Source organism: Chloroflexota bacterium (genome assembly GCA_034717495.1).
GTDB lineage: Bacteria > Chloroflexota > Anaerolineae > JAAEKA01 > JAAEKA01 > JAYELL01.
The window spans coordinates 1-11448 of sequence record JAYELL010000069.1 but is presented as its reverse complement, the minus strand read 5'-3'; the positions used below and the strand labels follow the sequence as shown (position 1 = coordinate 11448).

At 57.9% G+C, this 11448-nt stretch carries 9 protein-coding genes; 2 read left to right on the top strand and 7 right to left on the bottom strand.

Translation table 11 applies throughout. From position 1 onward, the window contains the following. Positions 1–320: 320 nt before the first annotated feature. From guaB to ftsH, 3 genes are all read right to left on the bottom strand, one after another. Entirely contained in the window at positions 321–1817 is a 1497-nt protein-coding gene (gene guaB, locus U9R25_13255; protein ID MEA3336875.1) for an IMP dehydrogenase, read from the bottom strand. Between the two features lie 285 nt (positions 1818–2102). Then, positions 2103–2843 (bottom strand): hypothetical protein, encoded by a 741-nt coding sequence (locus tag U9R25_13250; GenBank protein MEA3336874.1) that lies wholly within the window; start codon positions 2841–2843, stop codon positions 2103–2105. A gap of 122 nt (positions 2844–2965) precedes the next feature. Then, positions 2966–4786, bottom strand: a complete 1821-nt coding sequence (ftsH, locus tag U9R25_13245; protein ID MEA3336873.1) for an ATP-dependent zinc metalloprotease FtsH — start codon at positions 4784–4786, stop codon at positions 2966–2968. Between the two features lie 317 nt (positions 4787–5103). Between ftsH and U9R25_13240 the strand changes: the two genes are divergently transcribed. Together U9R25_13240 and U9R25_13235 are read left to right on the top strand one after the other, a co-directional pair. Continuing rightward, entirely contained in the window at positions 5104–7323 is a 2220-nt protein-coding gene (locus U9R25_13240; protein ID MEA3336872.1) for a serine carboxypeptidase, read from the top strand. A 205-nt stretch (positions 7324–7528) separates the two neighbouring features. Next, complete coding sequence (locus tag U9R25_13235; GenBank protein ID MEA3336871.1) at positions 7529–7930, top strand: SCP2 sterol-binding domain-containing protein; 402 nt, start codon at positions 7529–7531, stop codon at positions 7928–7930. A gap of 92 nt (positions 7931–8022) precedes the next feature. On the opposite strand, the gene U9R25_13230 is transcribed toward U9R25_13235, so the two are convergent. The 4 genes from U9R25_13230 to U9R25_13215 all read right to left on the bottom strand — a co-directional run bounded on the left by U9R25_13230 (position 8023) and on the right by U9R25_13215 (position 11098). Then, on the bottom strand, positions 8023–8544 hold the full coding sequence (locus tag U9R25_13230; GenBank protein ID MEA3336870.1) for a hypothetical protein: 522 nt from the start codon (positions 8542–8544) through the stop codon (positions 8023–8025). After that, the gene (locus U9R25_13225) at positions 8544–9221 is read right to left on the bottom strand and encodes an exosortase-associated EpsI family protein (protein ID MEA3336869.1); all 678 of its coding nucleotides are present in this window, start codon (positions 9219–9221) and stop codon (positions 8544–8546) included. The genes U9R25_13230 and U9R25_13225 overlap by 1 nt, the downstream gene beginning before the upstream one ends. Further along, a complete protein-coding gene (locus U9R25_13220) occupies positions 9191–10042 on the bottom strand; it encodes an exosortase/archaeosortase family protein (protein ID MEA3336868.1) in 852 nt (283 codons plus the stop codon). The genes U9R25_13225 and U9R25_13220 overlap by 31 nt, the downstream gene beginning before the upstream one ends. 129 nt (positions 10043–10171) lie before the next feature. Then, entirely contained in the window at positions 10172–11098 is a 927-nt protein-coding gene (locus U9R25_13215; GenBank protein MEA3336867.1) for a VWA domain-containing protein, read from the bottom strand. Positions 11099–11448 lie beyond the last annotated feature (350 nt).

Genomic DNA, 11448 nt, shown 5'->3' with positions numbered 1-11448 from the left:
TAGGCCATGGCTATCTTTCCCCCCTCGTGATGACCGCGGCAGATGACCACGGACCGCGGACCGATGACCGCCGACCGATGACCGCCGACCACTGAAAGCCGTCCTCTGGAAGCGGTCCGCCGTCTGCCGTCTGCGGTCTTCTGAAAGCGGTCTTCTGGAAGCGGTCTTCCGGAAGCGGTCCGCCGTCTGTCGTCTGCGGTCTTCTGAAAGCCGTCTTCCGGAAGCCGTCTTCTGGAAGCGGTCCGCCGTCTGCGGTCTGCGGTCTTCTGAAAGCGGTCTTCTGGAAGCCGTCTTCTGGAAGCCGTCTTCGTTGCGCGGCCTTACTGGTTCTGGGCCTGTCCCGGGTAGTTGGGCGCTTCCTTGGTAATTATAATACTGTGCGGATGACTCTCGACGAGTCCGGCGTTGGTAATGCGGATAAAGCGGGCCTTGCGCTGGAGATCGGCGACATCGGTTGCGCCCACATAGCCCATTCCTGACCGAAGGCCACCCATCAGCTGGAAGGTGTAGGCCGCCAGGTTGCCCTTGTAGGGCACCTGGCCCTCAATACCTTCGGGCACCAGTTTTCCGACGCGCCCCATGCGACTGGTGGAATCCTGACCGGTCGCGTAACGATCCCGTGCCCGCCCTTTCATCGCGCCCATGGAACCCATGCCACGATACTCCTTGAAACGGCGGCCTTCGTAGATCACCAGTTCCCCCGGGGATTCCTCCAGTCCGGCCAGCAGGGAGCCCAACATGACCGCGTTGGCGCCGGCCGCCAGGGCCTTGACAATCTCGCCAGAGTACTTGATGCCGCCGTCGGCGATCAGGGGTATGCCGCGAGGCCCGGCCACGCTGGCACATTCAGCAATTGCCGTAACCTGGGGCAGCCCTGCGCCGGCCACGATCCGGGTCGTACAAATCGAACCGGCACCTACGCCTACCTTCACCACATCGGCGCCAGCGTCGATCATGGCCTCGGTTCCTTCGGCGGTGACAACATTGCCTGCCAGAACTGGCAGGTCGGGCGATATCATCTTGATACGGCGGATGGCCTTGAGGACTCGCTGGGAGTGGCCATGGGCTGTGTCGACGGCAACGGCATCCACACCCGCGTCCAGAAGACCTTCAAGCCGTTCGTCCAGATCAGCTCCTACCCCCACGGCCGCCGCTACCAGAAGCCGCCCTCTTTCGTCGACGGCTGCGTTGGGATAGTCGAGTTTCTTGAGGATATCCTTGTAGGTGATCAGGCCGCGAAGGAGGTTATTATCATCAACCAGCGGTAACTTCTCGATGCGGTGTTCGTGAAGGATTGCCTTGGCTTGCTCGAGGGAGGTCCCTTCTGGTGCCGTGACAAGGCCTTCCGAGGTCATGAATTCCCGGACGGGCGCCTCGGGTGTGGTGGAAAAGCGCACGTCTCGGTTGGTGAGTATTCCCACCAGTTTGGCGCCGTCGGTGATCGGCACTCCGGAGATATGATAGCGGGACATGATAGCTTCCGCTTCTGCCAGAGTATTGTCGGGACCCAAGGTGATGGGATCGACGATCATGCCGGCCTCGGAGCGTTTCACCTTGTCGACTTCAGCGGTTTGGTCATCGGGGGTCAGATTGCGGTGAACCACCCCCATGCCGCCCTGTCTGGCCAGGGAAATCGCCATGCGAGATTCAGTGACCGTGTCCATGGCTGCCGATAACACAGGAATCCTGAGATTCAGCTTCGGGTGCAGTTGCGTGTCCAGGTTCACATCTGAGGGCAATATCTCGGCGAATCCCGGTACCAACAGCACATCGTCGAAGGTCAACGCTTCAGCGCCTGACAGGTTGGCATACTGCATCAGAACCTCCCGAAACAAGGACAGGATCCTTGCCGATGGCCGGGCAACTATCGCGCTTGTTGCGCCAGGCAAAATGAGTTTCCCTTTGATGATGGAAAAGCAGCGATGGGGAAGCTTGTACTGCGGATCGTTTCTGATCCATCACAGCAACGTACAGTGTAATTGTACACAATTGTTCCACATGGGCCAAAATGCATTTTGCCCTGGTTTCCGGGCCGCGAACCCAACTGCCGCGTAAGGGCGACTACCAATGCTTCCTCTGCCTCTTGACATAAAGACATCTCCTCAACCCCCGTACACCAACTCACCCGCGTCCGCCAACAGATCCTCCAGGATCAGTTGACGCTCCACCTCACTTTCGAAAGATAAAAAGAGAATCTGTTTGCGAACTTTCGGCTTTTTTTTCTTGCCGTTGCGGTAGCCACCCCAGACATCCATTGGAGAGGAGTTTGGGGGGATATCTTGTTCCACGGCGATACGCAATGCGGGGCGTTGCGATGTACCAAAGATCAGCATCCCCGGTTCGATGCGTCGCAGTTCGCTGTTCTTGAAAAAGATGTACCACATCCCGATCTCGTGATCGGGCCAGTTGCCGAAGAGCAACACACTGGAAGGGGGGACTATTGCCATTAGCGCATGTTCCCGGGTCTCGAAGCTGCGGAAATAGGCCAGGAGCTCTGTAAACTTTTCTTTCTTGCCTTCAACCTCGAAAAGGCCGGTCACGCGCAGCAGCTGTTTGTCACTTGGATCCAGGGTATCACCGTTGGGGTTGACAGGGAGAGTTTCTTGCTCAGATCTGAAGATCACATACTGAAGCCGGCTTGAAATGGACTGGGCGACGAGCATGATCAAAAGAAGAATGCCACAGATGGTTATGCCGTTGATGCCGCCGGGCAGCCAACGGATGGCGATCAGGCCAGCTATTACCACCGTTGCGATAGCCATCCAGCGATCCAGGGGCGCTGCCATCCAGTGGTGGTGGCGTAGATCATGATTGATTTTGAGCAAGACTCCAACGAGTTTCATGGCTGGATCGACCGAATAAATCCAACGGCCAGGGGGGTAGGACGGAAAGACATTGCCTGCGGGCGCGCAACACGCCGGCCACCAGGCAGCCAGCGCGTTTCAATCGTCATAGTGAAAACTGATCAGGTGGAGACCAGGTTTCGAAAGGCGGACTGGTCCAGGGTTTCGACCTCGATCAGTTGGTCAGCGATCTTATTGAGGAGATCGCGGTAATTGGTGACGATCTCTTTTGTACGATCATAGGCATCCGCCACGATGCGCTGGACCTCTCGATCGATTTCCTCGGCAATTTGGTCGCTGTAATTGCGTTCTTCACCGAGCTCACGACCCAGGAAGACCATCTCTTCTTTCTTACCGTAGGTCAACGGGCCTATGCGATCGCTCATGCCCAGCATGGTTACCATCCGTCGAGCGATGCTGGTGACCTGTTCGAGATCGTTGGAAGCGCCAGTTGTGACCTGGCCGAATACGATCTCCTCGGCGGCCCGGCCAGCCAGAGCAACCGAGATCTCCTCTTCCATTTCGGTACGGCTGCGCAACATATTGTCCTTACCGAGCGGCCACATGTAACCGCCAGCCATGCCACGCCCCACAATGGTCACCTTGAGCACCGGCGTTGTATGGAGAAGCTTGTGCTGAACCAGGGCATGGCCTGCCTCATGGTAGGCAATAACCTGCTTCTGATCGTCGGACATGACCCGGCCCTTGCGTTCCGGACCGATGGCGACTCTTTCGATCGCTTCGGTGAGATCGTTCATGCCGATGTGGCGTTGGTTTCGGCGAGCGGCAAGGATTGCGCCCTCGTTGACCATGTTCTCGAGGTCTGCGCCGACGAAACCAGGGGTTGCTCTGGCAAGCACCTCCAGGTCGACATCCTCGGCCAACGGCTTGCCTTGCATGTGTACCAGGAGTATGGCTTCCCGCCCCCTGACATCTGGCCGGTCCATAATGACCCGGCGGTCGAAACGGCCGGGGCGCAGCAAGGCAGGATCCAGAATATCAGGCCGGTTGGTGGCGGCAATGATGATCACATTGGTATCGGTGTCAAAGCCGTCCATCTCCACCAGGATCTGGTTCAGTGTCTGCTCCCGCTCATCATGGCTGCCGCCCAGCCCGGCGCCGCGGTGGCGGCCCACGGCATCGATCTCGTCGATGAAGATGATGCAGGGCGAGTTGCGCTTGGCCTGTTCGAAGAGGTCCCGCACACGGCTGGCACCCACGCCGACGAACATCTCGACGAACTCGGAACCAGAGATGGAGAAGAAGGGCACCCCAGCTTCACCGGAGACGGCTTTGGCCATGAGGGTCTTGCCGGTACCGGGAGGGCCGACCAGAAGCACACCCTTGGGGATGCGGGCACCGAGGGCAGCGAACTTCTGTGGTTCCTTGAGAAACTCGACAACCTCTTGCAGTTGCTCTTTCGATTCCTCGGCGCCGGCCACATCGTCGAAGGTGACGGTGGGCTTGTCACCGGTGAACATGCGCGCCTTGCTCTTGCCAAAGGCAAAAGCCTGGTTTCCTGCACCTTGTGCCTGCCGCAAGATGAAGAAGAAAAAGGCACCGATCAGAATGATCGGAAGAAAGGCCCCCAGGATTGGCGCCCAATTCTCCCAGGCGGTACTGCCCTGAAATTCCAGCGCCACCTGCGCCAGGTCCTGGTCAGATACGCCCAGTGTGTTCAAGGTCTCTACAAGACCGGCGTTGGGCTCGATCCTTGAGCTTGCGATCTCAGCCTCGTCGCCGCCTGAAAAAAGGATTTCGAGCTCGCCATCTTTTTCAGTTATCTTTTCAATTTTGCCATCCTGGATATCGGCTGCTACCTGGCTGATCGGTAACTCATTCACCTCCTCCCGTCCCTGTTGCAGCGTACTGAACAGGAATACGGCGATGATGACCAGCAACATCAGATAAAGCAAACCATTCCGCATGGAACCTTGGCCCATTTGTTTTCACCAACAGTTTCGTATCTTTACAGGGTTTTTTATGGTCAACAATAGGGGGTGATTCTTCTCAAAGAGTCAGTCCCGCCAACGATTCGAGCTTCTTTTTGCAGTCTAGCATAAGCCCCGGGGTGTGTCAACTAACACAGAGATTGAAAACAACCATCCAGGGAGACGCTGACATCCTGATTATCATACCACTCCTCATCATTTTCAGCAGTAGGGCTCATTCCTGATCAGGTGCGAAGAAAACGCCGTCGGGTGAGGCATTTTGACGGGTTGCCTGCCCAGCCGTATAATGACTTCGATCGATGCACAATATGACTATAAATATCCTTGCCATTCGACTCGGCGCACGATCGGTGCCTGAAGAGATCCACGAGGTGCGATTCCTTGACCACGACGTGCGGATTCGTCGCGTCACAGCGACTGACCTGGATCAGGTACGGGAGTGGATTGCCGGGAATGATGCGGAGGTGGCTGCCATTGCTCTGGAGGGCATGGCCGGAACACTGAAGATAGGCAGCCGTCGCGCCACTCACAAGGATTTGCAGGCGATTTTCGAAACCCCGGGCAGGGCTCCGGTCGTCGATGGCGGGGGGCTTCGCGATGTGCTAGAACCCTGGGCCGTACGCATTGTAAGCGAGATCTATCCTGGCACCTTCAGTCGCAAGCACGTGCTTATGGTTCCGGGTATGAACCACAACGGGTTTGCCCAGGAAGTCCGCCGATATACCAACGATGTTCATTACGCCGACAGCCTGATTTTCTTTAACCTGCCAAATGCCATAGGAAATCCATCGGGCCTTGACCGCTACGCCGGCCGGGCTTTGCAACAACTCTGCCAGGTAAGCCCCCGCCAATTGTGGCCGCCCCCCGGACAGCCGCGGACACCGCGGAATACGACACCTTTTGAGTGGGCCGATATTCTTGCCGGGGACATGAACACCATTCGTCGCCACGCGCCCACTGCGTTGCAAGGCAAGGCGGTCGTTGCAGAAGCGGCCAGCGAGGAAGATATCATCGCGCTGCGGGAACGGGGCGTCGAACAGCTTATCACGACGATGCCAACCCTTTCCAACGACGGTGTGGTTGGTGCCGCCAATCGGGAACCTGCCCGGCTTTCCGCCAGCGTGATGGAAGCGATTTTGGCTGCCCTGCGTGCAGATGCCGATGCTCCTTTGTCAGAAAGTACCTATCTCAACATCCTTGCCGACATGGTATGGGAACCGGCGGTCGTGAATCTTCAGCGAGAGACGGAAGTGGTGAACCGCTTCGCCTTTGTCCTCTATCCTCCCGATGTTGGATCCTTGCGCAAACACCCCAACTTTCGCGTCACCCGTTACCTTCCTGACCGCCTGGTCGAGCCAGCTGCCGCCCAGATTCCCCCCGTCTACGTGGGTCTGATCCGGGGCGCCCAATCACCTTCCAGCGGACAAAAGGTAGAAGGTGTGTTGTTAACACTTGGGGCAACCCCGCGTGAACTGTTGCGCCGCGACCCCTCTTTTTGCTCCCGGCGTTTGATCAAAGCGGCCGACCTGGCCGAACGCATGGGGGCCAGGATCATGGGCTCCGGCGCCTTCTCATCCGTGATCGGTGATGCCGACGCGGCGGTGGCTCAGCGAACTGATATCGGCATTACCAGTGGTTTTAGCCTGACCCTGGTTGCGACGCTTGAGCAGGCTGCGCGAGCCGTCAATCTCATGGGCGCCGACGACCTTTCCGGCTCGGCAGCGATGATCCTCGGCGCGACCGGAGCGGTGGGCAAGGTTAGCGCTCGTCTGTTGGCACAATCGACCGGCAGGCTCATCCTGGTCGCGTCACGACCGGAAGCATTGATTGCCCTGAAGCGCCAGATTCAAGATGAGAATCCCGAAGCCGTGATCCTTATCTCCACCACTGTCGACGATCACCTGGAGGAGGTTGAGTTAATTGTCGCGACGGTACCCTCACCAACTCCCCGCGTTCTGGATATTACCCGCTGCAAACCTGGTACCGTAATCTGTGATCTGGCCCGCTCCCCGAATATCGCACCCGAGGATGCGAGACTGCGTCCCGATGTTCTGGTTGTGCAGGGTGCCCTGATCCGTCTGCCCGGCGATGTCGAAATCGCCAGTGGCTTTGACCTGCCACCTGGCATCGTCCAGGCCAGCCTGGCGGAAACCGCATTGTTGGCCATGGAGGGTCGCTTCGATGATTTCACACTGGGCCGCGAGGTCAGGATGGACCAGGTTCTGGAGATCGACAGACTGTTCAAGAAGCACCAGTTCAAACAGGTGGGGCTGCGCAGCTTCACTCGATATCTGACCGAGGAGGATCTGAGTCAAAGGCGGGAGATAGCTGACGAACTGCGGGCTAACCCCGATCGGCTTGAGGAGATTCGACGAGCACAACAGAGCGCCGCGGAAACAGGTGAACTCGCGGATGGCAGCGCCATGTCCGATGTGTGGCCGGCCGGTCTGTCGGGCCTGGGTGTGGCGACTGCCGTGCTGGGCTGGTGGACCCGTCGCGGTTACGGTCCGGATGAGGACCAGAATTAGGATGCAGGACTATGGTTACCAATGTTGCATTTATCGCGCGCAACTATCGAAAGATATAGTCAATACAGAAGTTAATTTGAGAGCGTGAGTTTTGTAGGTCATCGCTATCAGCGTGACATCTCTGGTATACCAGATCGTCCGGCTGGTAGCCGGACCTACGAAATTTCCTGTTCCCATTCTGACTTCCGTTCAGTAAGGAGATAACGTGGCTTTCTATCAGGATTCCGACAGCTTTTATGCTGTCGCAAAAAAACTGTTCGACCAGGCGATCCAGGACCCTGAGGTCGAAGCAGAGTTCAAGCGTAATAAGATGACAATCCGGTTTCGCTCCACTGATCCGCCAGCGGAAATATACCTGGACGGAAAGAGCAACCCACCGACGGTGACCTATGGTCCCGTGCCTGGCCGGGCAGATCTGGATCTAAGCATGGAGGCTGAAACCCTCCATCAGATCTGGCTGGGTGAGTTGGGACTCCGGGAAGCTTTTTTCGGTGGCAAGGTCGATGTGAAAGGAAATATCTTTCGAGCCATGAAGTTGGCGCCTCTTTTCCACAAACTGGAGGCGCTCTATCCCCAGGTGTTGGCGGAGGTGCAATCAGGGTCATAAAAACCGCCGCCAGATCGACCTCTCGCTGACAAAAAGCAGCGCCGCCCCGATCGGGGCGGCGCTGCTGGATTCTCACCATGCCGTGTGCCCGATTACTGAAGCTCGCGATTGTACTCCAGACGGTCCAGGTACCAACATCCGTTGTCCTTCAGTAACTCCCAGCGATCGCCGGCGGGTGAGGTTTCAAGGTTGATCCTGGTGGTCGAGGTGACCTCCGCCCGATCTGCGCCGATCAGATGGATGTTCAGATCGTCTGGCGCGGCCAGCATGGGTGCGCTGGGAAAAATGTTGCGCACATAGCGGTAGCGGATGGCGTCCTGCCCCTTCCAGGTCTGATCGTCGGTTCTGTCATCAGGTGTGTTCCCGACATCGGTGATCAGGGCATTGCCGGACCAAAGGCGCATCAGCTCATCGATCTTCTGGCCGACCATGTATTCACTTTCGGCGGCGATCAGCGACCAGATCACCTGCTCGTCAGACAGGTCAGCGGGCAGCTCCAGGCTGCACGATCCTGTGGCAATGACGCTACCGCCCGTCTCTGCTGAGTTCGAGCCGCAGGCTGCGGCGATCAAAGCGAACACCACCAATACCGGGATCCAGATCTTTGGCCGCATCAAATACCTCCAGTAGGCCGGGAGTCGGTGAAGAAGTGGCGGATGAATTCGCCCTGCAGCGCCATGGTCTCGTCGACGCTGTCATAGAGGGGTGATGTTACCCGGAAGATCACGATTCCATCGGCCGGATCTCTGTTGCGATCGGGGAAAAGGTAAAAATAGAAGGAAAGCTGGTCCCATGGATCCTTGTGGGCATTGACCAACATGCCATGAAGCTGGCCATTCTCAAGGGGCACTGCATAGGAGCTTAACTCCGTCTGCCAGTCGTAGGAGTCGTAACAGGACTCGGGCGGATGAAAGGTGCGGGAGCTGCGCCCCCCGATCATGGTCAGCCAGACATACTGGCCTTGCGGGTTGAAGTACTGCCGCTCCACATATTGCTCCGGTTCCAATACGATGTACACGCCGATATTGCTCTGCGCAATGTCCTTGCCTTGCCAGTCGCCCACGGTCATCGGCACTTCGTTCAGGTCGTGATCGAGATTGAACGGGGATATTGCTGCGACCTGTTGCTCCCGGGGCGTGCGCTGCCAATAGTCGATATCGGCCACCAGGGCGAAACCATCCACATCGCCCTGGCCCAGCACGGCACCGAACTGCCCCGAAAGATATAGGGCGCCAGCGGCAAGCGCCAGCAGACCGATGACTATAATACTTCGGGCCGTACTGTTTTGCATTGTAGCAGTCTCGTCAGGGGTATCATCAACAGGAATACCATAAAGAAAAAAACCAGGCCGGAATAGTCGTGATAGTAGTTGAAAGCGGCTTCGGCTCCGAATTGCCGCGCTACGAACATCAGGCTGGAAACACGCAGAATGTTGCCCAACATTGCCAGGGGGATCGACAGAAGCACCAGGGCTATTCGTCCCCACCAGGGGCCGTCCAACAGATAGGCTAACAGGGTCGTCAGGGCCAGCAGGGCGATCAGCGAGTTGACTCCACTGCATTGGGCGCCGATCACCAGGTCGGCGTTGGGCAGGGTTACCTGGGAGCCAACGATGGTCACGTCGAGGCCAAGGAACTGGACCAGGGCACCGGAGCATAGGCCTGTCCATTGAGCCAGAGGAAGGGTAGCCTGCTCGGTAAAGGGCAGGGGCACCATAAATGCCAGGTAGCCGATGGGGAAAGCCAGTTGCCTGGCAACGGTGGCGCCTGCGAAGGTCCATACCAGGCCGGCGATCAGGGCGATCATGGCGAAGGCTGCCAGAAAATAGGCCCGGTCGAACATGAAGTAGAGATAGAGGGCCAGGCTGCTGACCAGGAGGATCATGCCCTTGCTGTCACCCTGATCCAGGGACCAGGCGGTTGGCGGTTCGTTCTTCAGCCGGCGCCAGGCCAGAAAGAGGGAAATCGCCGGGATCAAAATGCCGTGGCTGTAGTATTCGTTGCTCCACCATTCACCCCACAGCCAGCGCCAGACCGGCAAGGTCAACACCAGGAAAAAAAGTGCTACCAGGAGAGGTAGCAGGGCATTGGTGGATCGCCAGGACTTAACCATTAAATCTCAAGATCACTGTCATTCTGTCATAAAAGAAGGACGTGGGGCAGACAACTGGTGCGTCTGCCCCACGCATTAGAGTTAGGTTCAGGCTAAGCTGCACGAAGCAGCGTCAGCGTTAACGGTTGTCTAGATATCATCCTCGCCGCGGCGTTTGCGCAGATAGGCGCCCAGGGCGACCAGGCCGGAGCCCAGCAGGGCAATGGTGGCGGGTTCCGGAACAGGCGTCGGGCTCGGCTGCGGCTCGGGAGTCGCCGTAGGCTCGGGAGTCGCCGTAGGTTCGGCCGTTGCGGTGGGCGTGGGCTCAGGTGTATTCGTTGGCGTCGCCGTGGGCTCAGGGGTATCCGTCGGTTCAGGCGTGGGCGCGATCAGCACCGTGAACTTCTCGCAGATGGTTGCTTCAAGGTCGCTGAAGTCGTCGATCAGGCGGACCCAGCCTGGGGCGTCGGGGGGCCAGGCGGTTGGTGGGTGCATCGAGAAGGGCTGGGGATAGACCAGGTTCTGCAGGAAGCTTACATCGCCCGGAACCCCGATACCCTCAACATCCATCTCGTCGATGCCTGCGTTTTCTGGAATGGCGCGGAGCACTTCGGGATCTATAATTCCGACCGTGGGCAGACCATCGGTAGTAATATTGATGGCTGAATAGTCAGTGGTCAGCAGCATGGTTGAGACAGCCAGGTTGAGGGCAGCTTCGTAATTGGTGGCGTCGGCCATCTGGCTCATGTTACGAATTTGATCGCCCACGCTACTGGCGTTGGCTGATGTGATAACCACCGGTTCCACCTCCACTCGGGCTGACCGGGAGAACTGGATGACCGATAGAGTCAGGGTGCCATCATGGGGAACGCAGTTGGTATCTTCAATGGCGGCGGCAATGCCGTTTTTCATAATGACAAAATTGGGCGGTGCGATGCTGCCTGAGCCATCGACCAGGAAGCCTACCTCAATCGTGTCTGGGGTCTGCAGGTTTGGTGGCGCAGCCCCGGCGCTGGGACTGAGAGTCAGTGCCAGCAGGGCGACGAGGATAATTACCGTAGAGAGTCGGGCTTTCATTGTGGATCTCCTTCCAAAGCTGGGTTGGATAAAAAAGACGGGCTGTCATGAAGGGCTGAACCTGAGAGGCTCAGGGTCGATACATGGTATTCTATCTCCCAAAGGGCATTCCAGTTGCCCACTTGCAACAGAAGCAGTGTATCATAAACGACCATGGGCGTCAAGTGCCGTATAGGGTATTCCAGCGATTCTCAACCTGACGAAATTGGGCGCTGGAGTCGATCCAGTGCGTAGCCCGAATGTCGGAGTGTCGGAATGTCAGAATGTCGCCCTTCTCCCCCTCCCCGCGTCCCCCCTCCCCGTGTCCCCCCTCCCCGCGTCCCCCCTCCCCGTGTCTCCCCCTCCCCGCG